This is a genomic window from Anabaena sp. UHCC 0399 (genome assembly GCF_034931465.1).
Classification (GTDB): Bacteria; Cyanobacteriota; Cyanobacteriia; order Cyanobacteriales; family Nostocaceae; genus Trichormus; species Trichormus minutissimus.
The window spans coordinates 45,717-70,491 of sequence record NZ_JAYGGZ010000038.1 but is presented as its reverse complement, the minus strand read 5'-3'; the positions used below and the strand labels follow the sequence as shown (position 1 = coordinate 70,491).

General features: G+C 38.7%; 19 protein-coding genes, 1 pseudogene and 3 CRISPR repeat arrays (1 of these 23 running past the window's edge). Of the genes and pseudogenes, 6 read left to right on the top strand and 14 right to left on the bottom strand.

All coding sequences use genetic code 11. The features are described from left to right. The first annotated feature begins 78 nt into the window (after positions 1-78). Both VB693_RS19680 and VB693_RS19675 read left to right on the top strand, forming a co-directional pair. On the top strand, positions 79-546 hold the full coding sequence (locus tag VB693_RS19680; RefSeq protein ID WP_323267720.1) for a hypothetical protein: 468 nt from the start codon (positions 79-81) through the stop codon (positions 544-546). After that, positions 543-1,235, top strand: a complete 693-nt coding sequence (locus VB693_RS19675; protein WP_323267719.1) for a hypothetical protein — start codon at positions 543-545, stop codon at positions 1,233-1,235. The genes VB693_RS19680 and VB693_RS19675 overlap by 4 nt, the downstream gene beginning before the upstream one ends. A gap of 6 nt (positions 1,236-1,241) precedes the next feature. Here the strand turns inward: VB693_RS19675 and VB693_RS29070 are convergent. The 5 genes and pseudogenes from VB693_RS29070 to VB693_RS19650 all read right to left on the bottom strand — a co-directional run. After that, positions 1,242-1,468 (bottom strand): annotated as a pseudogene (locus tag VB693_RS29070) (hypothetical protein); the annotation flags it as partial. A 451-nt stretch (positions 1,469-1,919) separates the two neighbouring features. Then, positions 1,920-2,888, bottom strand: a complete 969-nt coding sequence (locus VB693_RS19665; protein ID WP_323267717.1) for a ParB/RepB/Spo0J family partition protein — start codon at positions 2,886-2,888, stop codon at positions 1,920-1,922. Beyond that, the gene (locus VB693_RS19660; protein ID WP_237996782.1) at positions 2,885-3,652 is read right to left on the bottom strand and encodes a ParA family protein; all 768 of its coding nucleotides are present in this window, start codon (positions 3,650-3,652) and stop codon (positions 2,885-2,887) included. The genes VB693_RS19665 and VB693_RS19660 overlap by 4 nt, the downstream gene beginning before the upstream one ends. A 528-nt stretch (positions 3,653-4,180) precedes the next feature. Continuing rightward, positions 4,181-4,354: a hypothetical protein gene (locus tag VB693_RS19655; protein WP_237996783.1), complete on the bottom strand. Its 174-nt coding sequence runs from the start codon at positions 4,352-4,354 to the stop codon at positions 4,181-4,183. Positions 4,355-4,490: 136 nt separating this feature from the next. Then, positions 4,491-4,718 (bottom strand): hypothetical protein, encoded by a 228-nt coding sequence (locus tag VB693_RS19650; protein ID WP_416233406.1) that lies wholly within the window; start codon positions 4,716-4,718, stop codon positions 4,491-4,493. Here VB693_RS19650 and VB693_RS19645 point away from each other — a divergent pair. Beyond that, a complete protein-coding gene (locus VB693_RS19645) occupies positions 4,717-4,860 on the top strand; it encodes a hypothetical protein (protein ID WP_323267723.1) in 144 nt (47 codons plus the stop codon). The two genes, VB693_RS19650 and VB693_RS19645, sit on opposite strands and share 2 nt — an antisense overlap. 59 nt (positions 4,861-4,919) lie before the next feature. Here the strand turns inward: VB693_RS19645 and VB693_RS19640 are convergent, their stop codons facing one another. The 3 genes from VB693_RS19640 to cas1 (VB693_RS19630) form a co-directional block, all read right to left on the bottom strand. Then, positions 4,920-5,189 (bottom strand): hypothetical protein, encoded by a 270-nt coding sequence (locus VB693_RS19640; RefSeq protein ID WP_323267716.1) that lies wholly within the window; start codon positions 5,187-5,189, stop codon positions 4,920-4,922. Between the two features lie 136 nt (positions 5,190-5,325). Then, on the bottom strand, positions 5,326-5,604 hold the full coding sequence (gene cas2 / locus VB693_RS19635) for a CRISPR-associated endonuclease Cas2 (RefSeq protein ID WP_179049594.1): 279 nt from the start codon (positions 5,602-5,604) through the stop codon (positions 5,326-5,328). 2 nt (positions 5,605-5,606) lie between these two features. Then, positions 5,607-6,650 (bottom strand): CRISPR-associated endonuclease Cas1, encoded by a 1,044-nt coding sequence (gene cas1, locus VB693_RS19630; protein WP_323267715.1) that lies wholly within the window; start codon positions 6,648-6,650, stop codon positions 5,607-5,609. Between the two features lie 235 nt (positions 6,651-6,885). Here cas1 (VB693_RS19630) and VB693_RS19625 point away from each other — a divergent pair, with 235 nt between their 5' ends. Next, the gene (locus VB693_RS19625) at positions 6,886-7,713 is read left to right on the top strand and encodes an Rpn family recombination-promoting nuclease/putative transposase (protein ID WP_323267714.1); all 828 of its coding nucleotides are present in this window, start codon (positions 6,886-6,888) and stop codon (positions 7,711-7,713) included. Between the two features lie 163 nt (positions 7,714-7,876). Next, positions 7,877-8,975: direct repeats of the CRISPR family, unit length 35 nt; unit sequence GTTTCCATTAATTCAACTTCCGAAGAAGTTTAAAG. A 205-nt stretch (positions 8,976-9,180) separates the two neighbouring features. Here VB693_RS19625 and cas1 (VB693_RS19620) read toward each other — a convergent pair. After that, on the bottom strand, positions 9,181-11,202 hold the full coding sequence (cas1, locus tag VB693_RS19620; RefSeq protein ID WP_323267713.1) for a CRISPR-associated endonuclease Cas1: 2,022 nt from the start codon (positions 11,200-11,202) through the stop codon (positions 9,181-9,183). A 205-nt stretch (positions 11,203-11,407) separates the two neighbouring features. Between cas1 (VB693_RS19620) and VB693_RS19615 the strand changes: the two genes are divergently transcribed. Continuing rightward, on the top strand, positions 11,408-12,172 hold the full coding sequence (locus tag VB693_RS19615) for a DUF4384 domain-containing protein (RefSeq protein ID WP_323267712.1): 765 nt from the start codon (positions 11,408-11,410) through the stop codon (positions 12,170-12,172). A 116-nt stretch (positions 12,173-12,288) separates the two neighbouring features. Continuing rightward, positions 12,289-16,041, top strand: a complete 3,753-nt coding sequence (locus VB693_RS19610) for a CHAT domain-containing tetratricopeptide repeat protein (protein WP_323267711.1) — start codon at positions 12,289-12,291, stop codon at positions 16,039-16,041. 119 nt (positions 16,042-16,160) lie between these two features. Here VB693_RS19610 and VB693_RS19605 read toward each other — a convergent pair whose 3' ends face one another. The 5 genes from VB693_RS19605 to VB693_RS19585 form a co-directional block, all read right to left on the bottom strand. After that, on the bottom strand, positions 16,161-16,610 hold the full coding sequence (locus tag VB693_RS19605) for a SitI3 family protein (protein WP_323267710.1): 450 nt from the start codon (positions 16,608-16,610) through the stop codon (positions 16,161-16,163). Positions 16,611-16,637: 27 nt separating this feature from the next. Beyond that, a complete protein-coding gene (locus VB693_RS19600; protein ID WP_323267709.1) occupies positions 16,638-18,464 on the bottom strand; it encodes a hypothetical protein in 1,827 nt (608 codons plus the stop codon). Positions 18,465-18,674: 210 nt separating this feature from the next. Beyond that, positions 18,675-19,058, bottom strand: a complete 384-nt coding sequence (locus tag VB693_RS19595; protein WP_323267708.1) for a hypothetical protein — start codon at positions 19,056-19,058, stop codon at positions 18,675-18,677. A gap of 344 nt (positions 19,059-19,402) precedes the next feature. Beyond that, positions 19,403-19,792, bottom strand: a complete 390-nt coding sequence (locus VB693_RS19590; RefSeq protein WP_237996821.1) for a hypothetical protein — start codon at positions 19,790-19,792, stop codon at positions 19,403-19,405. 242 nt (positions 19,793-20,034) lie between these two features. Beyond that, a CRISPR array of direct repeats spans positions 20,035-22,085; the repeat unit is 35 nt; unit sequence GTTTCCATTAATTCAACTTCCGAAGAAGTTTAAAG. A gap of 289 nt (positions 22,086-22,374) precedes the next feature. Continuing rightward, positions 22,375-24,513, bottom strand: a complete 2,139-nt coding sequence (locus VB693_RS19585; RefSeq protein ID WP_323267707.1) for an AAA family ATPase — start codon at positions 24,511-24,513, stop codon at positions 22,375-22,377. Positions 24,514-24,726: 213 nt separating this feature from the next. Further along, a CRISPR array of direct repeats spans positions 24,727-24,775; the repeat unit is 37 nt; unit sequence GTTTCCATTAAATCATCTCCACATTGTTAGTAGAGAC (it continues 1,452 nt past the right edge of the window).

Here is a 24,775-nt window from a genome sequence, read left to right as displayed (position 1 = left end):
CGGTATACACTGCGTAGTGAACAAGAAGCGGCGATCTCTGCCTACTATCGAGCTATAGGGGAAGAATCAGAATAACCCATGCCAAAGCCACTTGATCCCAAATGCCAATTATGCGCGAAGCTACCAACAACTAAGGCTAAAGTGCTACATGGGTCTTCAGGGGATGGATGCTGGAATCCCAAAGTCTGTCATAATCGCCGTTCGTTCTACCGCCGACGCACCAAAGATGACTCGGCACAACTAGATACCATCACAGTTGAACCGCCAGAAACATATTTCGCCGTGTTGTATCTGTATAAAGAACCGGGGGATAAGCCATTGCACGCCTTGGGTGCAGAACTATGGCTAGGACAAAAGCCTATTTGTAGGTTAGAGCCAATCCACTGCTTTGGGCTAACTGCTGGCAAGATCCGCACCTATACAGATCAGGTGTTGCAGGCTTTTGCTAAACAATATGGTGTTTCCCTCCACCAATATAAGGATATGTTTGAGATTAGCCCGACTCACTGTCCAGTGCGTCCCTGCCCATTGCATCCTGAATTATGACCAGCTATCGCCAATTAACAATTTGGGATATTTTGGATGAGATGTCAGAAGCTCCACCGACATCAACACTTGCTCCCGTCTGGGATTGTTTAGATGCCGAGCTTGAAAGTTTATCTGTGGAAGCACAATTATCAACCGCCGCACAAGCCTTTTCCCAAATTGCAGATATTCTCAAATCCCGTGCTGAGTTATTGTTGTCAGATGTTCGCGCTCAGAACGATACTTTGGGGCCGGTTGTCAGCACGGATATCTTTGCTGGGTTAGTGCGGACGACAATGCAGCTAGATTTGGATGACCTAATCGAAGAACCAGCACCGCAGAATTTTAGACCTCATGGGCCACATCAGTTTTCTCATACTGCCGAAAGTCATGATTCAGTAGCCGCTCCGGTTGAGAAAGAGAACGTCCTAGCGATGCTTGAAATTCAGACTGTAGAAGATGTTCATCGGTTGGCTGGTGATGAAGATGTGCAGAAATGGCAAAGTGCGATCGCTCTCTATCTTACACAAGTCAAAGATGAAATTACACTTCCCTTACTACAACGAGGATTGAAAATGCCGATGGTGGAGGTTTGGTTAGGATTGTTACTGGGTGGTTTTACATTGGAGCAACGTGGCGATTTTTATCACAGCGAGGCTATCTGGGTAATCGCTGATTTTCCTCAAAGTGCGGCTCAACCCAGCCAGTAGAGCCTAGCTATCTGTGTTGCGCTCAAAATGATTTCCGGCTCGGAACGCTGATTTCCCAACTGTGTAAGCATTGCCATTGAGAATTACTCTCCCTGGTACATCTTCCATTTCTGCTGTGGAAATATAGCTGGGGACGCGCACTACTTCAAAGCCATCTACTAAAAGTTTTAGACTGCCGTAACCGTTATCAAAGCCTACCGGAAAAATTTTTGTAAGTTGTGAATATTGGACATGGGGGTCAAGTGGGGTACAAAATCTTGCTGGCTCTAATATACCCTAAGCATTACCTAAATATACCCTATATAGGGGCTATTTTTCCCTAATAATTCTATTTTATCCTTGGGGTATATATGACACCTATATATACCCTACTAGGGGGTACAATTTAAAATATCGGTTAATTTGTTTTTTTTGAAGTTAGAAAAAAAACAGGCTCAGTATTAAAAAATTAACAGTTAAGTTGAGTGTTAGGAGTAGTGGAGAGCCGCTCCACTACTCCTAACAGTTGCTCACAAATCCTGACAGCAGCACATTTTTTCTAATGTAGAGAGTGATTTTGTGTAATGTGTCTTGACCTTTTTTGAATCGTAGAGAAGCGACTGGACGAACAATGTGCATGAAAGCCATGTAGCCTATTAGGTAAACAATCTTTCCCCATACCCTGTTTTCGTTAAACACCTTGGTTCACAGTTGATTGTCATCTTGTATCAATTCATTTAACTGAGATAACAACTTCTCTACCTTTGATTTTTTCTTGGGGTCATCCCACACTTTTGCTTTCTTGAAGCGTTGGAACGTATCATCAACTCGGTCTTTTATCGATGCTAAATTTATTGGAGATAACGAATTTGATTGAACAGTAGTCTCAATTCCTTTAATCTTCCGCTTGATTTCACTCAATGAGAGATTGTAGGCGATCGCATCCTCAAGAAGTTGCTTTCTAGTAGACTCATCACTAACTCTTGCGATCGCTCGTGCTTTGGTATATTCAAGTTGACCAGAACGCAGCACTTCTAGAACATCTGCTGGCAGATTTATCAGTGGGAGGCGATTTTTCACAAATGACTCCCAACTCATTCGCCCTAGCGATGCAAATAATTCTTCAACTATCTTAGTTTCTCTTTGAGACATAACGTTATGTCTCAATTCGGAATTGCGATCGCAAACGTTTCTCATGCGGTTGAGATGGCTGCTAACCTCCTGTTGGGTGATCTGCATCTGGATGGCAAATAATTCAAGGATGCCTTCGGTTTCTTCTAGGGGATTGAGGTCTTCTCGTTGCAGGTTTTCAACTAATCGCACCTGATAGGTAGTGATGTCATCCATATCGCGGACGACCACAGGGACTTCGGTTAGCCCTGCCATTATTGCTGCTCTGTAGCGTCGTTCCCCCGCTACCAATTCATAATCGCCTCCAGAAAGCGGACGCACTAACAAAGGTTCAAGGATGCCCAATTTTTGAATTGAGCGTGATAGTTCCTCAAGCTTATGTTCGTCGAAGTAACGCCGGGGCTGGGATGGGGGGAATTTGATTAAGTTGATGGCAACAGTATTTGGTGTAGTAGCCATACTTTCTCTTTCGTTAAAACTTTCGCCTAGTAGGGCGGCTACACCTTTTAATTGGCTGGTATAGGGTTGCTCTTTTTTGCTCACTGTAGTTTTTCTAAATTGAGGGCGATTTTTTTCAGTACAGCGACGGCAGGATGTTTGGGATTATATACTGCTAAAGGTAAACGTGCCTCACTTGCATCAGCAAAGGCAATAGATTTAGGAATGGGTTCGTAAACTGTTGCCACAGGTGAAAGTTGTTCTGTGATGGCTTTCATGGTTCTGCTTTCTTGAGCAGTACGTGCATCATACATTGTGGGTATGAAACCAGCAATGGCGAGTGTTTTATTAGCACCTTTTCGGAGTGTGGCTACAGTTCTTAATAGTAAATCAGTTCCTTGAAAGGATTTAAACTGGCACTGAATTGGCACTAAAACATGAGTAGCTGCTACTAAGCTAATAACACTGAGGATACCCAGTGATGGGGGACAGTCAATCAAAATGTAGTCGTATTGAGCGAGTACGGGTGCGATCGCATTTTTTAAGCGCATTTCCCGCATCAAGGCGGCAACTAGTTCTAGTTCTGCGGCACTTAAGTTGATATTGGCTGGCACTAAACCCATACCGTGAATAGGTTCAGAGTATATTGGTAATGGTTCTTCCCCCACCACTGCTTCGTAGACAGTTTTAGTGATATTTTCCGGTTCTAGCCCCATAAATGTCGTAAGTGAGGCTTGAGGGTCCATGTCTATTAAAAGAACACGCTTTTTCTTTTTTTGAGCAAGGTGATAACCCAAGTTCATAGTTAAACTTGTCTTTCCTACTCCGCCTGATTGATTAAATAGCGCAATAATATGGGTTTTGCTCACGAGTAATAAATTAAAGTTGTCATTAAAAATGCCTCTAATACAGGCAGATTGTAGCTTTGGATCTACAGTTATACAACAGGAGCAATACATTTTTCACAAATTAAGGCTCTCTAGCTTTGAGTTCAGAAGACTCCACAAAAGGCGATGCCTAACGACAAAGCTAACGCCAACTCAGCCACAAAAACCGGATCGCCTTTCATGTAGAAAAATTGCTAGTTAAGTGCAGCCGCGATGGCGTTCCAGCTACCAGAGGCGATCGCAGTTTCTATCTAACTATCTAACTTACATTTTCTACTTAGAAATCTGAATGTTAAATCATTGACTAAGTGCAAGATGAGCAAGGCGTTCAATAATAACTATATGTGGAAAAATAGCTCCTGTGGGGTTTCTCCTGGGCTTTCAGACTCCCGTTAAGTTTTTTGTAAATAAAAATCCCCAGCCATAAATTATAGCTGGAGATTAAGCACGTTTAGCGTGAATGAAATGCCAATGTTTCCATTAATTCAACTTCATCTGAAGTCAAGTAATTCAAATTTGGGCATTAAATTTCAGCACAAACTTGACACTATTCACTTGTCTTTGCAGCACTTGTAGGTAAGCAGTCGCATCATTGCGGCGACGAAATCTCGCTACCACTATGCAATCATTCCTAGATAAATTGCGAATTATGCACCACGGATGTAACTGCTCAAAATATGTCATAGTGACTCCTAGAATTGCTGAAAATTACATGAATAACGTGTTTTTGAATTACCTCAATTCACATTAGTTCAGGATATATACAGCAAAACAGGTCTAAACGATATTGACAGATTCCTTCTTTTGTGTGTGCAAAATACTATGAAATAGCAAGACGCAATAACTGTTGTAGATGCTCAGGAATTTCGTCAATATGCTCTAGCAGGAAATCCATCAAACCCAGATTTAATAAATCATTGCGTGTTGGGTTGCGTCGGTTTTGACCATTTCTAAACCAACCCCTAACAGTAGAGTCAGAGCGATCACAGATCATAGCTATTTGTTCGTAGCTGACCGCCCACTTAGAATAAAATTGTCGGGGTGTCATGCCAAATTCCCAATTGCTGTACATTGAAATCAGCCTTAATTCTCGTGTTTGCAATGGACGAGGTTTGGGCATAGAAGAAAATAAAGATGGGACGAAATTTAAATTTAGTAGTCAGTCCAGTAGGGTGCGTTATGAACGCTAGTCCTAACGCACGGTAAAATATCTGGTAACGTGTTACACCGGCTTCTACTTTTAGCCTAATTAATGAGAATCTATGTGTACAATCTCAATACTTTGCTTATCGATGTAACGCCAGTAAAACCGTTTTGCCATAGATGCAGAAGAACTCCAAATATCACCATATTTGCAGCGATATCGATGTGTTCTTAAACTCCGATAAGCTGCACCTTGTTCAGCAAAACATTTAAAAGCTTTGTCGTATTGCTTGCGGTCTGAAGAAGATAAAGTATCCAGTTTTTTTTGAACTTTGGAAGTAAAAACTAAACAGAATTTGGAAGATTGAATCTGCATTCAATAGTTTCTGATTATCCAAACTTGACCGAAAGCGTTGAAATGTTTACATGACAAGAGGTGGAGATCGTGCTTTTTTTTCAGCAGTCATTTTGGTATACTGATTATGGTAAATACTGTCTAAAGCTCGTAGCGACTAAACGATAAACGCCGCATCATCAATCACAAACTCCGGTTCTGTTCCCAAGACCGCAATCTTACAACGAGTGTGGGCAGACATAGGATAAAATCGTACTTGGTCTTCGCGTTTATTTACCAGTCGAGTTAAGTATTTGGATAGAGTAGTGTACTGGTTCTCATCTAATACACACTCGAAAACTGACTTTTGTACCCGTAAACCGTAGGATTCTAAAAGTTTCGCCACTTTGTTACGGCGAGTATCGCTCACAATGTCGTAGCATACTAAATAGAACATTACTACTTCACCAAGGTTAACGGTGCTTTTTGGGATTCACTGATCTTGGCAAAGTCAGAATGTGCAGGATGATGTTTGAATGCAAGCGGACGATAATATTCCACATCACCCAGCAGACACGCAAGATATTCTCGTACTTGTAAGTCCATACACTGGCGATAGCTAAATTCTCCACCGTAGGGGTGTAGTACAAATGTTCTCAACTTAGATTCCCAATGTTGCAGGAAACGTTGCAAAATATTACGTGGCTGACCTTTACCGTTTCCATTCCCATTTCCGTTGGTGTGGGGGAAATTTCGGGCGAAATTTAATACTAAGTCGTCAACAATCGCAGTCCGAAACTCGGCGGTAAAATCCCATGCTAGGGGTAACTCATGGTGTACATTGCGGTGTAGGATAGCGTAATCGGGATGAAGCCCTGCGGTGTCAAGCAAGGTGTATATATATTGATGTAGCAGTTGATATCCCAAGTTAAATAACCCGTTTATACGCTGTTCCTGAAAGCGCGAACAGGAGTTGTGAAACTTGAGTAGTGAAGTAACAGCATTATAGTAAACTTGATCTGCTTCTTCGCTATATTCACGCAGTTGATCAACAGATGTTGCCAGTGATAAATTATCTATCAACAGTGTGAGGTAATTTAATGCACGCTGGGTTGTATGGTCGGCGTAATATCTAGTCCAGCTTTGCATAAATGTATGTTGGTTATGCAACTTTGCCCAGATAATACTTTCAGCAGTAGCGTAATTAAATTCCGCATTACGTGCGCGTTGGCGTTGAGGAGTTTGATATTTATATTGGCGTTGTACTGGATTTTCTAATCTGCCTATGAATTCGCCATTTGTAGTTAAATAAAGCACTGGGATCTGATGAGCTACTACAGCTTTAACTACATCATTTGGTAATTTAATATTACCAAAGATAATGATTTGACTGACATTGCTAATTCGCAGGCTAAAACATTGCTTTTGCTGACGAAACACCTTTAAATAAAGGTGTTGCACTTGAAAATTTGCCTCTGGCTCAGTGATGTAAATTGTGGACATAGTTAGAATTAAATAAAAGGTTAAAAGTAAAAAAACAATTGCAACTGTTATGTTGTGCGCCTTCTTTCCTTACTTAATTCCATCCTCTCAGATGCGTATATAACCTGATATATAACTAAAATTACTTTGTATATAAGTTTGTATATAAGTTTTTTGATAGATATAAATTGCGCTATGATACAAGTTATTTTATAATTGATTATTATGTCTAATAAACATCCTCATCAATCTCTAAATGGCAGAATATGATAATCTCTGTAAAAACCTCGCAGAAAAATATCCCCGTGATTTTATTAGGTGGTTATTAAATCAAGAACCACGCACAATTAAAATCTTAAAAACCGAATTGAGCATTGAACCAATTCGTGCTGATGCGGTGACATTCTTACAAACAGAAAATCGGATTTTACATCTCGAATTTCAAACCACAATCAAATCCAAAACCCCACTAGGATTGCGGATGCTAGATTACTACGTCCGCTTAACACGGAAATATCAACTTCCTGTCACCCAAGTAGTAATTTTCTTGCAACCAACCAGGGATGAAATTGCTTTTACCACAGAATATGTCAGCGAGACGACAATTCATCGCTATCAAGTGATAAGAATGTGGGAGCAAGATTCAGCTATATTTCTGAATAATTTGGGGTTATTACCATTAGCACCATTAGCCAAAACCGATTCTGCACCTGCTTTATTATCGCAAGTTGCTCAAAGTCTTGCTAGAATTTCAGATATTGAGACTAGACAGAATACGGCAGCTTATACAGAGATTTTCGCGGGGTTAAAGTTTGAGCAAGATTTGATTCTGCGATTGTTACGGGAGGAGACTATGCAAGAATCAGTAATTTATCAGTATATTTTGGACAAAGGTGAACAAAAAGAAGCTTTGCGTTTCTTAATGCGTCAGTTAAATCGGCGATTTGGCGAAATTGATTCACCAATAATTGAGCGCATTCAAGTCTTGTCTACAGCACAATTAGAAGCATTGGGAGAAGAGTTTTTAGATTTTACACAAGTCAGTGATTTAGTCACTTGGCTTGAGCAAAATCCTGGTAGTTAAATGATTCTGATTTTTTGGACAAGAGATGGGATATACAAATATCTCATCTCTTTTTTTTTGAGATGATGAAGATGAAAAAAGCGATGACCTCCGGTCGGTCGGAGACCATTGCCATTTTTCTCCACACCACTACTCATCAAATATGAAAAGGCGATCGCATCAACATTTTCTTAATTCAACTTCCGAAGAAGTTTAAAGCTGTGAAAGGTGAAAACGGCAGGACCATAAGGTGCTAGTTTCCATTAATTCAACTTCCGAAGAAGTTTAAAGTCCTGTTTCCGCTCCCACCCCCACCCCGGCCCCCGAGTTTCCATTAATTCAACTTCCGAAGAAGTTTAAAGACCGATTTAGCTGCTCAACTGCAAAGCATAAGCGGTGTTTCCATTAATTCAACTTCCGAAGAAGTTTAAAGAATTTGGGTCTTCCGAACCCGGTTCAACCCCAACCGTTTCCATTAATTCAACTTCCGAAGAAGTTTAAAGTTTCAGCAGCTGGGGCTATCCTTTTGATCCTCCTGGTTTCCATTAATTCAACTTCCGAAGAAGTTTAAAGATATAAGCTAGCCTCGCTGGAGCAGGCAATGAACCGGTTTCCATTAATTCAACTTCCGAAGAAGTTTAAAGCAAGCAACTGCAATAAAGAAGGGGAGTGTTACGTTTGTTTCCATTAATTCAACTTCCGAAGAAGTTTAAAGCACATTAATTGAGTTATTCTACCTTTCGGAAGGCAACAGTTTCCATTAATTCAACTTCCGAAGAAGTTTAAAGGATCAAGAAATATATGTTGAGCGGACCGTTCAAGCGTTTCCATTAATTCAACTTCCGAAGAAGTTTAAAGGAGCGCGCGACACAACTCCAGTCGGAAAATCCGGTTTCCATTAATTCAACTTCCGAAGAAGTTTAAAGCACTGACCTGTCCAGTAAGTTTTCTCAAACTCTGACCGAGTTTCCATTAATTCAACTTCCGAAGAAGTTTAAAGACCACAACCCTAACGGGCGCAGTAGGAGCAGTTGTTGTGTTTCCATTAATTCAACTTCCGAAGAAGTTTAAAGACGAACTTCAACAACAAGGCGCTAAATTCGATGCAGGTTTCCATTAATTCAACTTCCGAAGAAGTTTAAAGATTAGAAGAGGTGATGGTTGAAAACCCGCTAACCAAGGTTTCCATTAATTCAACTTCCGAAGAAGTTTAAAGCTTTGGGAATTGAAATAAAAGGGTTTGAAAAAGTTTCCATTAATTCAACTTCCGAAGAAGTTTAAAGGCTTGGCTTCTGAAAACCTTACCCTGACTTAATTATATACAGCCAAATTTGCGGGGGGTCAAGACTAGCTGTCAATAAGCCTAGTTTATTGAGAACAATACCCTAGAGGACAGCACTCAAACCCTTACCCAGAAAGCGATTTGCGGGGGGTAACGATAGAATCAGTATTTCAGGCATTGCCTACCCCCCGCAAATTTACATTTCGTTACATTTTCCAAATCATCGGTCGATACACCTTCACCTCACCCATCAAGCAAGCAATATACTCTCGTACTTGCAACTCAATACAACGACGATAAGCCAATTTTTGCCCTGTATGAGTGTGTGTGATCTCCGATTGTAACTTTTCCTCCCAATGCTTGAGAAACTTTTTCAGTGCATGAGGCTGGAAATATACTCCTCCTCGTTCATCTGGATAAGTAAAATCATCAATTGTAAAAATTTCCGAATTTACCAGATAAGCAACCAGAGAATCAACCAACTGCGCTCTCCATTCCTCAACCAAATCACTAACCAAAGCCGGATGATTATCTCTCGGAACGTGCAAATTACCAAAATGAGTATGTAAGCCTACAGTTTGGATAAAGGAATGCACATTTTGGCTTAACAGCGTATAACCCAAACTCATCATACTATTAATTGGGTCTTTTGGTGGACGCTTAGTGCGCTTTTCAAATTGAAATTGCCCAACAAATAAAGTTCCTAATGCTTGAAAATATGTAGTCGCGGCTTGTCCTTCATATCCACGTAGCGCATCCATCGTTTCTGCAAAAAATAGCTTGTCCATCAAAATATCTAAATGTTTAATTGCTGCTAACACAGGAGCATCATCTATTTCTTGAGAATTGCGACGACGGTTTAAACGCATCAATAAATTCCGAGAGTTATTTAACTTCGCCCAGACAATAGCCTCAGCTTGCTTTCTAGTAAACTCAGGATTTTGGGAACATTCAACTTGACGCGCCAAATATTCCACCTTCGCCATCCCTTCCGCCTGTAACCTCCCAAAATATCGTCCCTTCTGCGACAAATACATAATCGGAATCCGTCGCTGTAATGCTACACTCACAGCACCATGAGAAACATTACAACAACCAAACAAGACAATATTCGTCACTCGCATGACAGGAATTTTCATCCGCAATTCCCGTTGATAAAAAACCTGAAACTGCTGATTTTTGACACTTAAATAAGCACCTTGATCCGTTATATATAGTGTAGTCATAGAATCCTGCCAAAGATGAGAAATAGGTGCGCGAGGAAGATTCGCCGGCTTGCTGATATCACAAGCCTTCGGTGGACGAGAAACAAATTTAAAAGGTCTTTCCTTGGGACGAAAGTAAGGCGTACCGGAAGCATTCACCAACCATTCCCCATTCAATTTGGGTTCTGGTGGTGGCGGTGCATGAACATGACCATTCGCAAAGCGGTAGCCTAAAAACTTAAACTCTTCATGGGGGGCAAAAATCTGAGTTTTTTCTGGTTGCAAAGTCAGATAAAGATTGCCCAACCAACTTATAATCAGATCAAGGATACGATTAGCATCCGACCAACCACGACAAGCAACCGCAAAATCATCTCCATACCTGACTAAATTAATTCCATTCCCAAGACATCTTTTGTCAAAAGCAGTTAAATACAAATTAGCTAACGCACCAGAAAGTATTCCACCTTGCAATACACCTTTACCAAAATTAATGTACTTCCCAGCAATAATTAAACCAGCTTTGATTTGCTGTTCTAATAACTGCAAAATGCTACTGTCTAACTGCAAAGCTTCCAACTGAGTTAACAACAAAGCCCAAGATAAATTATCAAAAAACTGAGCAACATCAGCTTTAATAATCCAAGTAGAACGATATTGATAATAAGAGAATAATTGCTGTACGGCTTGTTGGATATTCCGCCCTGGACGATAAGCGTAACTACAATCAAGAAAAGTTTCTTCCAGAGGAAAATACAACTCCTCTAACAGCAGACGCTGTACAATTCTATCTCGCACAGTGGGAATACCAACTAACCGCTTACCTCCACTTTTTTTAGTTAAATAAAATCCTTTAGCGGGACTAGGACAATAAAATTCCTGTTGTAACTGGCGTAGTAGAATTGGTAACTGTTCATCAACCGAAGCTGCAAACAAATCAACACTAATTCCATCCACACCAGCACTACGACTTCCCGCACGGACTTGACTCCAAGCGAAATACAGTTGTTCGATAGTGAACATGATTAAGTAAAAAGCTAAAAGGCAAAAGTAATAGGTTCGTAGTAAGGACTTTAGTCCTTACTACAAACCTTGATACCTTTAACTTGATTGTCGCTAACAGCTATATAAGTACCTGTATAAGTTTTGCCCAGAGGATATAACTTTGTATATAATTTACAAAATACGCCCAATCTCTTTTAATTTTTAACTTTTAACTTTCCTGACTATGCCAAAAAGGACATTAGCAGCATCACCACAAGGTATTGAAAAAGCCAAATATGCCTTGTTACGTAAAAACTGGACTCAACAAACATTAGCTGATGATGTTCATGTAGCTTCTTGGGCAACTATTAGTAAATTTTTTAACGGTATACCAATTAGTTATAATCTTTTCACAGAAATCTGCACAATACTGGAATTAGACTGGCAAGATATCGCCATACCATCTAATTTAGATATCACAACAGAAAACCCAGAACAACCACTCACACCACTTGCAGAAATTTGGCATCAACTGCAATCATTAGGTCATCCTAGTGAAAAAATGGGTTTAGTGTTAGTTAAAGAAGAAACACTGGGTTGGAGTTGGCAGAATAAAACTATTTATGAAAAGTCTGTATCAATAGGTAATAAAATTCGCTTTGAAATCAATCTGGAAAGCCCCGGACATTTATTACTTATACAAAAAGATACATTAGAAAAAATTTGGTGTTTCTGTCCTTCCTGTTTTGCACCTCAGACATATTTAACTCAAGGTAAAACACTTTTACCACAAGAAGATTCACCAATGAAATCTTTTCAAATTGAAGGAACACCAGGTAGAGAAACAATTTTCGCAGTCATCACAGAATCAACACCCATTTTAAATTGGCTACCGAATGAAAATGATGAACCATTAGAATTAACAGAAACCCATTTGAGTGAATTATGCGATTTTATTATTCACAATTCAACCTGTAAAATTATGTACACAGAATATGAAATCAAATAAAAATTGTAGATTGGGTTAAGCAAGTTCGTAGTAAGGACTAAAGTCCTTACTACGAACCTTCAAAATTAGTTTTACAACTTATTACATCTTTTACATTTTTATTTTTCACTTGAATTATGGAAGAAATTATTAACCAATTAATTCAACTCAACTTACAAGTAGTCAAACTGGCTGGAGAGGGTAATTTATCACAAGCGATGATTATTGCTCAACAAGCTGTAGATATGGGAATAAATCAGCAATGCACTAATAATTCTGTATATTGCGATAGCATTAATAATCTAGCTGAATTATATCGGATTCAAGGACATTATTCTCAAGCCAAGCCTTTATATTTACAAGTTTTAGATATTAGAAAAAAAATCTTTGGTGTAGAGCATCCTGATGTGGCTCAATCTTTAAATAATCTAGCAGCATTATATTATGCTCAAGGTAACTATACAGCAGCAGAAGAATTGTTTTTACAAGCTTTGGAGTTGTGGAAAATATGTTATGGACAAGAAGATTTTGAAATTGCTACAACTTTAAACAATCTAGCAGAAGTTTATCGAGAACAAGGACTATATTTCAAAGCTGAACAAGTACATTTAGAAGCTTTAGCAATGCGAAGATGTTTGTTTGGCGATGAACATCCTGATATTGCCCAATCTTTAACTAATTTAGCAAATATTTATATATTAATAGGACGCTATGCTGATGCAGAAAAAATGCAATTAGATACATTAGCGATGAAATCACGCTTGTTGGACTCAGGACATCCTGATATTGCTACAAGCCTGAATAATTTAGGCAAATTATATGATGCTCAAGGACGTTATTTAGAAGCTGAAAGCAAATTTTGGGAAGCATTAGAAATTTCTCAAAACATCTTTGGTGATGAGCATCCTGATATTGCGAATATCTTAAGTAATATAGGTGGTGTTTATCAGGATAAGGGAAATTATATAGCAGCCGAGCAGAAATTTTTAGAAGTGTTGGCAATGAATCAACGCTTACTAGGAAATGAACATCCCGATGTAGCTCATAGCTTAGATAATTTAGCAGAACTCTATCTCATTCAAGGCAAATATTTAGCGGCTGAGAATAAATATCTAGAAGCCTATGATCTAAGAAAGCGTTTGTTGAATGCTGAACACCCTGATATGGCTAAAAGTTTAAGTAATTTAGGATTGATTTACACATATCAAGGACGCTATATAGAAGCCGAACGACAATATTTACAAGCCTTACCAATGCTAGAGAAGTTCCGGGGAACAGCACATCTATCTATTGCCAATATTTTAACTAATATGGCTGGACTTTATGAGGAACAAGGCAATTATTCGGAAGCTGAACAAAAATATCTGCAAGCTTTAGAAATTCAAAAAACCAGTTTAGGTAATGAGCATCCTGTGATTGCTGATACTCTACATCAAATAGCAGCACTTTACCGGGTACAAGGACGATATTCAGAATCAGAACAAGTGAGTATACAGTCTTTAGGAATGAGGAAACGTCTATTAGAAGAAAGACATCCATTAATTGCAGCTAGTTTGAATAACTTAGCAGTGTTATATGATGATTTAACTCAATATGAGCAATCAGAGTCGTTACTTGTAAAAGCTTTAGAGATTGTAAAAGATGTGTTTGGTAATGAACATCCACACGCAGCTAGTAGTATGAATAACTTAGCTGTGATTTATGATTTTCAAGGGCATTATCAAGCAGCAGAGACATTACATTTAGAAACATTAAAGTTAAGAAAGTTATTATTAGGTGAAGAACATATTCAAATTGCTACTAGTCTGAATAATTTAGGAGAATTATACTTTTCTTTGGGACGTTACCAAGAAGCCGAACAAAAATATTTAGAAACTTTAGAAATGCGAAAACGCTTACTGGGAGACGAACATCCTGATGTGGCCTTTAGCTTAAATAATTTGGCTACGCTCTTGGCTGCTACTCATTGTCCAGAGTCAGCTTTAGCATATCGTGTGCAGGCAAGTAAAATTAATAACAAGATGATTCGCAATATATTTGCGTTTAGTTCGGAAAGCGATCGCCTGTCCTTTTTACAAAAAATCAGAAAAGATTTTGACTTATTCCTCTCCCTAGTATACAGCCACCTATATCACTCAGAGAATGCCAAACTGGTTGCATTTGACTTCATACTACAGCGTAAAGCCCTGACTGCATCGGCTCTAGCGGCTCAAAACGCTGCACTTAATAGTGGATGCTATCCCCAACTACAAGCACAGCTACGTCAGTTGAGTAATTTAAACTCACAAATCATCCACTTGACTTTTTCTGAAGAGTTGACCAGTTACAGAGAAAATTTAGCACAATTACAAGCTCAATATAACTACTTACAAAAACAACTGGCTCTGCAAGTACCGGAAATTCAGTTATCTGAGCTAAACTTTGACCGTCAGGTAATAGCCACAGCATTACCACCTGACTCAATCTTACTAGAATTCGTCCGCTTTGATGTGTTTGATTTTCAAGCCATCCCAGCAAATGACGACACACAATGGTATCCATCCCGATACTTAGTCTTTGTCTTCAAAGCTGGACAACCAGATACAGTAGAGATGGTAGACTTGGGAGCAGCCGCAACCATTGACCAACTGATTCAAGAATTCCACTTACAAGCGTCCGACTATACCCAGGCGACATTAGGCTGGAGTAAAAATAGTCAAGCTCCTGCACTACAAATTAAATCTTATAATCCCCAAGCAGCGATTCAACTTAGTCAAGCATTGTTTGCACCCATTCGGGATTTAGTCAAAGATTGCAGACATTTAATTATTGCACCGGACAGTAACTTAAACTTAGTCCCATTTCAGATATTACCTGTTGATGTTACTGGTTCGCTTCTATTAATGGATGAGCATACTATCAGTTATCTTAGTGTGGGTAGAGAAATTCTCCATCCTCAAATCCAGTCATCAAGAAACTCTATATCTGCACCACTAATTATTGCTGATCCTGATTTTGATTTAAAAGCAGATTCAGTCTCTCAAGAGGAACTGACTTTAACTGATTTACCTACACAGCAAATACCAGAATTACTTAGCACTCTCACAGGTAAAAAATTGCTTCGCGCTCCTGGTACGCGGTTGTTAGGTGAAAGGGTGGCGAAAAAACTCCCAGATGCACAATTATATATAGGTGCAGACGCGCTAGAAACACGCCTGACAAAAAGCCTGTGTCCTACTATCATGCTGATTGCTACCCACGGTTTATTTTTACCTAATTCTGAGTCCAAACCAGTCGCTAATAAACCTAACCTATTGAGTATGGAACGTCTGCGAACAACTAAGGTAAACAATCCCATGATGCGTTCTGGATTAGCGTTAGCGGGTGCTAATACTTGGCTATCTGGCGGAAATATCCCCAAAGATGCAGGTAAAGGTTTTGTGTTTGCTCAAGATATCGCCAGTTTGGATTTATGGGGTAATGAACTGACAGTTCTTTCCGCTTGTGATACTGCTAGAGGCGACATTCAAATTGGTGAAGGTGTGTTTGGATTACGTCGCGCTTTTGCAGTAGCGGGTACAAAAACTTTGGTGATGAGTTTATGGCCTGTTCCTGACAAAGTGACTGCTTTACTTATGGAGCGTTTCTTTGATAATTTGCAGTCTAGTATCGGTTGTGTGGAAGCTTTACAAGAGGCGCAAAATTATATACGTAACATGACAGTTCGAGAATTACGACAGTCTGCTTTAGGTTTAGAAGTATTAAAAACGTTGTTAGATGTAGAAGAATTATTTGCAGATAGTAAAATTAACTGCCAAGAAAATGATACACCTCTAAAGCATCCTTTTTACTGGGGAGCATGGATTTGTCAAGGGGAAAACAATACTCTGGCGGGAAAAGTTAAAAGTTAAAAGGGCAAAAAATGTAGGTTGGGTTTCCTAACGTCAACCCAACCTACACCTAATCCATCATTTTAGTCGTGTCAGTCCACTACGTTTAATTTATGTTAGTAATTATTTGAAAGTGCTGTTTACAGCAATGGGGATACTAAAGATTGTAGTTTATATGGGGTGTTCAGATTAGTCATTTCTGCGTCAATCCAAGGTTCACGCATTTCTTGATTAAAGATTAATTCATGATTGATGCGTTGGAAAACAATAGTTTCATAATTGAAAAGCAGCACAGCATTTCCCTTGATTTGTGTGAGCAAATTCATACAGGCTCGAATCATTGTACGCATTCCTTCCTCAAAATCTTGATTGGGATTAACACGAAAACCAACAAATACAGATGGGTTATAACCAAGTTTTTCAGCAAAAAGTAGTTGATTGTCTTCATCCTCTATATGTGAATTTATCATCACCCCTGACCCATGTAAAGTTTCTTGTTGCCATTTTAAATCAAGCTTTTGAGCTAGTATGTGTAATACTTGCTTTGGTGATAAATCAGTCTCCAGTTCTAATCCATAGCTTAAAGCCATGACTCACTCCTTGTTTGCTAAAGTTATTTATGGGAATAAAGGAATAACTTGACCATCTTTGATCACAATAATTTCCTTTAATCCTTCGATGGGTTTTCTATTTAAAAGACTTTCTAATTCATTGACTTTGGCATTACTATCTTCAAGATTGAGGACAATTCTTTCCGTTTGACCTTCCTTGATTTTTTGGCTAATATTTTTACGAATTGTATCCGTGTTAGAACTAGAAGGAGAGTAAGCATCAAATGTTTCACCTTCTATTTGATAGTCAGGTTTTTTTCCATTAGGTAAAGGTGCTGGATTTTGTTCGACATCATAGCCTTTATCAGCGAGGATATCAGCTGATTCATTTTCTCGTTTGATACTTCTTTGAGTCTCTTTGTTAGATTGAGGATTAATTTCGCTCTTAGTACCACGAGGTTTACTTCCTGGTTGTTTAGAACCTGCTGTCCTGTTAGGTTTAGTAGTATCTTGAGGATTTCTGTCAGGACGTTGATTGTTGTTATTATTCCCACCACTATCGTTACCAGTGTTGTTTCTTCCACGAGCAATATCATCCGATTGATTTACACCTGGTTTTTTAACTCTTGGTTTACCGTTAGCGAGATTGCATAAAATATTGATTGCACCAGATACTCTACCACGGGGTATTCTTCTGCGATCGCACAATTGTAACCCTACATCTACAGCGTCTCTCCAATCCGGTGTAATTGCGCCTAATTCCGGCGACATCGCTAAAGGTTGTATATTTCTATCACCCTCTGGAACTGCTACTAGAGTCGTCACTAAATCGTACAAATCATAAACTGTTAAAGCTGCACCAATAAGAGTCAGTAATGGTAAAGCCTTATTTTTATCACTACCTAATTCTTTACTGCTTTGCTTATCTCTAATTCGCAATAGCAACAAACCAGTATCTTTAGCATTCCCCTCAGTTATAAAGCGTGCGTAAACACCGTTAGCCAGTTGACTCCAAGGAGTTGCTAAAACATTTCCTGTCCCTTGAGTTCCATCATTAATAATGAAAATATCTGATAAATTGCGCCAATCATTACCACGAGATGTTATCCGTTGATGAACCTGTTTAGTTGCTACTAAAGTCCGTCCTACATCTCCCAGATTTTGAGCAATAAATGTCTCAAAGGAGGGTAAATTTAAGAAGCGTGAACCTTCATTCCAAGTTTTTTCTACTTGTTCCCACCATCCCTGCTTTAACTTAGCACGATGTTGAGGAATTAATTTATTTACTAATTCCTGCATTGGTTGGGGCATATTTTCATAGGATATACCTGATTGGATAGCCCAGGAAAGATTTTGTAGGTCTTGATGAGCAATATCAGAATTAGCTGTTGCTAAATTTAAAGCTGCTAATACCTCCTTACGCTTTCCTCCGTATTGTCCTAAAAGATAACGATGTCCATTGGGACTTGCTGCTACTTTTTGCAAACAGTAAACTTTCACAAAAATAGCATAATCCCCAGGAGGTATAGCATCTTGTGGATTAGCATTCTGTAAATCAAGCACTACAGGGGTAAATTCATTTCCTGGAAGGGAAGAAGTTCTCGGAAAAAGTTTGTCACTGCTCACTGTGACTGGGGCATTTTTTTCTGATATTTCTCTGAGTTGTTTGGCTAATAGTGATTCCGTCAATTGTCCACTATCAATACAAAATCCAGCAACACAGATTTTTTTACCACCAATTACACGATTTATATCATCGAATAAACCCTTACGAAGTTCTGGTTGATGAGTAATAACCTCAGCAGCTATTGCCTGTTGTTGAATATTGACTACATTATTGGTTAAAATTAGGCTCAGTAGTAAATTGGTAATTATTCTATTATTAGAATTCATGACAAACCCCATTGATTAATATCAAATTGCTCTCAATTGAAGCTTTAATGATATTTATAGATTACAAATGATAAAAAATTAGTGGGGCTATTTAATGCGAATGACGAAAATATTGAATAAATTGTTAAAAAATAAAATCCTCTTTATTGAGATCAAAATAAGAGGATTTGCTATAAACTATTCTCTATCAAAACCTGAAGTCTCAATACACTAACCAACTAAATCTCCACTACAGGAACAGCGATAGTTTCCGTTAGAAGATATACCGCGTTGACCTACACATCGATAGCAGTAAAGGTTACAGCACTCGACACAAATTGATAGGTTTTCTAGCTTATATCTTTCACCACAGCCATCACAATATTCTCTAGTGCGAAGCATTTTATTGTAATTATCATCACCAATTGCGGCTTTATTTGCTTGTGCAAACTCGGCTATGTCATCACTATATCCCTCCGTTTTTCCTCCGCGACTGTGACACCATAGAAAGACGAGCATACGGTCATAATCTTTAGAAAATAGCTCCGTGTCACTTTTTGCGCTATCTTTCCAGCGTTGCGCTGCTGTTTTGATGCGTTCTCGAAAATTTGCCATGATGATAACCTACTAGGATTATGGTTACTCATTAAATTACCAGTAAGAAAAGTGGATTGAGCAGGTATCTTATACGAATGACAAAAATGGAATAATTGACTTATAAGTTTAGTTTAGTAGGGTGCGTCAGTGTCAAAAAACCTAACTAAAACAACATGGGTTCGACGAATTTAAAAGACCCCTCTCCAAACCTCTCCCCTGCAAGGAGAGAGGCTTCAAAACCTTCATTTTTCCTTGAGCTTTCAAGATATTTAAGCCCCTCTCCGCGTCGGAGAGGGGTTTGGGGAGAGGTCATTGAACTCACGTTAAACCAAGAAATTATTTATACTGACGCACCCTACATTCTAAATTGATTGTGAATTGACTCGTCTTCTTGATCTGTAATTTCCTCCATATCCATAAAAGCGTACTACGTAAGTTGTACAGAGATTATATCGACCCCTATCGTAAGTCCCATTGCTGTAGACAGCTTTAATATCATAAACACATTGGTAGTTATCATCATGAAATGTGACCTTTGTTGTTTCACCACTCGATACGATAGAGTTGAGAATATTTGACCCCCAAGAGTCAGAATATTGCGAAGAAACATAAAAACCAACAATTGCTAGTCTATTTCTGTTATAAACAGAGAAATCACGAATGTCGTTTGCTAAAGATTGTTGGCTAGCGACTGATAGGGTTGAAAATGCTAAGGTAGCACCTATTAAAGTGTTGCGAAGTTGAGTCAACATTGTACAAATCTCCTAAAGTTAAATAAACTTTGCTGAAAATATGCTTGATAATTTCTATTTTGAGAATGAGTCATTGCACATTTATGTGTTGATTTCCTCATTCACAGTTGATTAGTGGCGATATATATAGATTACAGGTGACAAAAATAAAGATATCTTTCTTGATGCGAATGAGGAAGCCAATGAAAAACCCCTATTCATTCCAAATAGGGGTTTAACTTTTATTAATCAAATTTATGTTTTCTTTCTGAAATTCAACTTCCGAAGAAGTTTAAAGACAATTTCTGATCCCCTTGACGAGTGGAAATTGGAAGAGTTTCCATTAATTCAACTTCCGAAGAAGTTTAAAGTCGATAGAAGCTATAGAATGGACGCTGATACAAAAGGTTTCCATTAATTCAACTTCCGAAGAAGTTTAAAGTTTAAACGTCGAAACTGGTAAAGCAGGGTCAAATGTTGTTTCCATTAATTCAACTTCCGAAGAAGTTTAAAGAAAAGGCCACATTCGGCTAGTACAAAACGATCAGGGTGAGTTTCCATTAATTCAACTTCCGAAGAAGTTTAAAGTACAAAGCATGCAGTCTTAGTACGAAGCAGGAGGGTTTCCATTAATTCAACTTCCGAAGAAGTTTAAAGAGTTGAAGGCACACAATGGAGAGATTACACTCAAAGTTTCCATTAATTCAACTTCCGAAGAAGTTTAAAGCACTGCTGTAATAAAAACAGCCGTGAGAAATTATCTCCTGTTTCCATTAATTCAACTTCCGAAGAAGTTTAAAGTATTGATTATACGATTCCAGCATATGAGGAATTTATGTTTCCATTAATTCAACTTCCGAAGAAGTTTAAAGTGTCAGTTAACACCTCGGGAAATCCCGAGGAGCGAGGTTTCCATTAATTCAACTTCCGAAGAAGTTTAAAGTAATGCTCTTATTGTCAGCACTGCTCATTGCGCTGCTGCGTTTCCATTAATTCAACTTCCGAAGAAGTTTAAAGCCTAAACCGCTGGCGAATATATCATCATCGGAGAGTTTCCATTAATTCAACTTCCGAAGAAGTTTAAAGAGCTTGAAAATTTTCAGGAATTTTCAGCTTAGTACAGTTTCCATTAATTCAACTTCCGAAGAAGTTTAAAGAAAGTGCTGTTTTGGTTGTGGTTAGTGCTGCTGTCGCGAAGTTTCCATTAATTCAACTTCCGAAGAAGTTTAAAGTTGTTGTATTTGTCATTCCTAACTTAGGGATGATTATAGTTTCCATTAATTCAACTTCCGAAGAAGTTTAAAGCCTGTCGTGATTAAGATAACTTCGGCGGGAGCGCAGGGTTTCCATTAATTCAACTTCCGAAGAAGTTTAAAGTCCTCAAACAAACAACAAGCTCTGGCTTGTGGTTGTTTCCATTAATTCAACTTCCGAAGAAGTTTAAAGCATTTCCCCTGTTTTTTTTCCTAGGTGCACTAGCGCAGTTTCCATTAATTCAACTTCCGAAGAAGTTTAAAGTGAAAAATCTCAAGAATTAGAAGATATAGGAAATAGTTTCCATTAATTCAACTTCCGAAGAAGTTTAAAGCCGTTTGCTTTTTCCACAAGTGCGAATGGGATATTTCAGTTTCCATTAATTCAACTTCCGAAGAAGTTTAAAGTACTTCTACTTCTTTTTTGAACCTCCAAAACCAGTAGTTTCCATTAATTCAACTTCCGAAGAAGTTTAAAGCATACTAGGTGAAGCAATGAAAGCTGATTCACTGTTTCCATTAATTCAACTTCCGAAGAAGTTTAAAGCGTTTCTGGCGCTACTTTAATGGCAATTCTAGGAACCTTGTTTCCATTAATTCAACTTCCGAAGAAGTTTAAAGTGGAGGCGGGCAGCAACTCCACCTCTACCTCTAATGGTTTCCATTAATTCAACTTCCGAAGAAGTTTAAAGGCGCTATTCGCAAAATTGCGAAGGGCGAAACTGGCAAGTTTCCATTAATTCAACTTCCGAAGAAGTTTAAAGATGCGTCGCTATCTAGAAGAGACCGTTCCCGCCGGTGACAGTTTCCATTAATTCAACTTCCGAAGAAGTTTAAAGACCTTGGAACTGTTAATGGTGGTCACATCGGTGATGAGGGTATCGTTTCCATTAATTCAACTTCCGAAGAAGTTTAAAGCTTGAAATTCCTTTTGATGCCGTAGTGATTGAGGATGTTTCCATTAATTCAACTTCCGAAGAAGTTTAAAGATCGTTTTTGTTTTCTTTCTTTACAGTTCAATAACTGGTTTCCATTAATTCAACTTCCGAAGAAGTTTAAAGGCTTGGCTTCTGAAAACCTTACCCTGACTTAATTATATACAGCCAAATTTGCGGGGGGTCAAGACTAGCTGTCAATAAGCCTAGTTTATTGAGAACAATACCCTAGAGGACAGCACTCAAACCCTTACCCAGAAAGCGATTTGCGGGGGGTAACGATAGAATCAGTATTTCAGCCATTGCCTACCCCCCGCAAATTTACATTTCGTTACATTTCTCAAATTATCGGTCAATACACTTTCACTTCACCCATCAAGCAAGCAATATACTCCCATTACGATAATATTATCGCTTAACTGTCGTAATTACCTAAAATTCCTTCACCTATTGTCTTCACCCTCTGCACCAACTCTTCTGGAGTTACCACCTTCACCCCTGAACCAAAACCAACAATCCATCGCCACAAGTCAAAATCGTCTAAAGTCCACTTGGGAAAAGTGGCTTGAAAACGATGGGGGAAATTGCGATCGCCTGTTTTCTGCAAACAAAACAATGACTCTGGTAAATTAGTTGTAATCTTGTGAATTGGTGGCGACATTTTCATCTGTGCAAACCGTTTTGTCCCCTCGGTAATAAAAGGATAAATCCGATCGCTAAACCAGAGTTCCACAGTCACGCAGACTTGCATTCGCTTATTCAAATCAGCACTGAGAAACAGTTTTTGGTCAGTGGTGCTGTTTCCCAAGTGCATACCTGCACCAGCTTTAAATAATTTTTGTAACTTTTGTAACGTCTTTTCTTGTTCTTCCTGACTACGTTGCTTCGTTTGTTGTCTACCTAAAAATAGTCTATCCAGACGTTCAAACCGCAATAAACCAGAAGTTTCACCACTGACGCACTCATAACCCAAGTACCAAGCCAAATTCGAGAAAACTATTTGCAATGGATACGCTAAGAAAAAATCTTGTTCATCCCCTGGGTATCTACCCACACCCACCAACCGTTTTAGCTCCAAAATTCGTCCTTCTACAATTGCCGTCTCTAATTGGGAAAGATTATTACTTAACGCGCTACTATGGAGATGTTTGGTGTCTATGATGGAACTATTAGCGATCGCCCGTACTGGATAAACATTTTCAGTATTTTCAATAATATGTGTTTGTAACAAACGCTGCTTAAAGGTTTCGTAGATTGCTAAAGCCTGGGGGTCATTTAAACTATTGGCATGGGATTGGATAATATCAAATACCTTAATTAATTCTGGTTTAGAAAGGATACTTGTACCAGCAAAATAACCACTACGCATAGGAAATTCAGGTAAGATTTTATAAGGTTTTAAAACTTTTTCAATATCTTTACGAATTGTGGCTTTTTCGCTATTAGGGTTGTAAATTACCCCAGCTTGTGCAAGTGATTTAGTCAGAGTTTCCAAGCTACCACCACCCACGTTAGCTAAAAAAGGATAGTGGAGAATAAAACGGATTGTACCGATTAACCGCTCAAAAACCTGTTTGTCTGAATAAGAGTGTACTGCACTTAAAGATATCAATTCATCACTATCAAATTCTTGAGCATTTTTATTGGTAACAGGGAAAGTCGCATTGATAATTCCTTGAGTTTCCAGCCATTCCAAATCAGCCGCTATAGCATCTTCCTTGGCGTACATTGCACCACGCAATTTAGCCATTATGCTAGTAATCTCTTCCAGGGAATTAGTAAAATTAGGAACATAACCGAGAATATTTTCTAATAATTTAGGTTTAGTTAGATGGAATTCACCAATCCCAGGATAGTTAATGATTAAGAATATCAAATACATCAAACGCTCAAAATCTAGCAGATGACTATAACGATGGGGTGTGATATTTGCATGACGATTTTGGAAATTGACAATTTTACGGGGAACATCTGCAATTAGTTCAGCAATTTGGTGTGGCGAAAATTTGGGTGTAGTCACATTAATTTTATTGACTGCGGCGAATCCTTCCCCAGTAATTGGCGGAAAATCTTGCAGCAGCTTATACATACTCTCAATAATATTTGAGGGAACTTGGCGTTGGCGTTGTTGATTCCATTCAATGCAAATTTCTAATGGAGTTTGTAAGTACCAAGCAATCCAGTTGGGTTTGGTTAATTCCCATTCTGCAACTTCGGTGTTGATTTTGACTAGAAAGTCCATGCGAAAGGAACGCTTGAAATTAGTAGCATCATAGACTACACTCTTACCTAAGCTCAATGCAGTACAAATACGGTGAATGGCAATGTCTTCAATTTTGTGCCATTCCCCTTGAATTGTCGCATCACCATATAACTCTTCGCGGATGTCGTCAGTCGAGATGATTTCGCAATTTCCCAAGCTAGATATGAGTTTCGCCAAAGTAGATTTACCACTTCCTGGTGTCCCAATGAGAAAATGAGCATAGACCGCCGTAGGTATCGCTTTTGAGTCGGTTTTGGTTGATACTTGATTCTTGATTATAGCAGTTGGCATATCAGGTAATATTTGTTTCGCGGGGCTTGTTATATCTGATATTAAACTGCGATCGTCTTTTCTAGTCTAGTGCTGGTGCGAATGACGATTTTTTATAGGGAAATTCTAGAATCTTCTGTCAAATTCCATAAAGCTATAACCATCTTCAATTATCCATAAAAAACAAAATACCCAATTTTTTAGATAAATCGGGTATCTCCCATACTGGGTCTTGTTTCCATTAAATCATCTCCACATTGTTAGTAGAGACACTTGATGAACG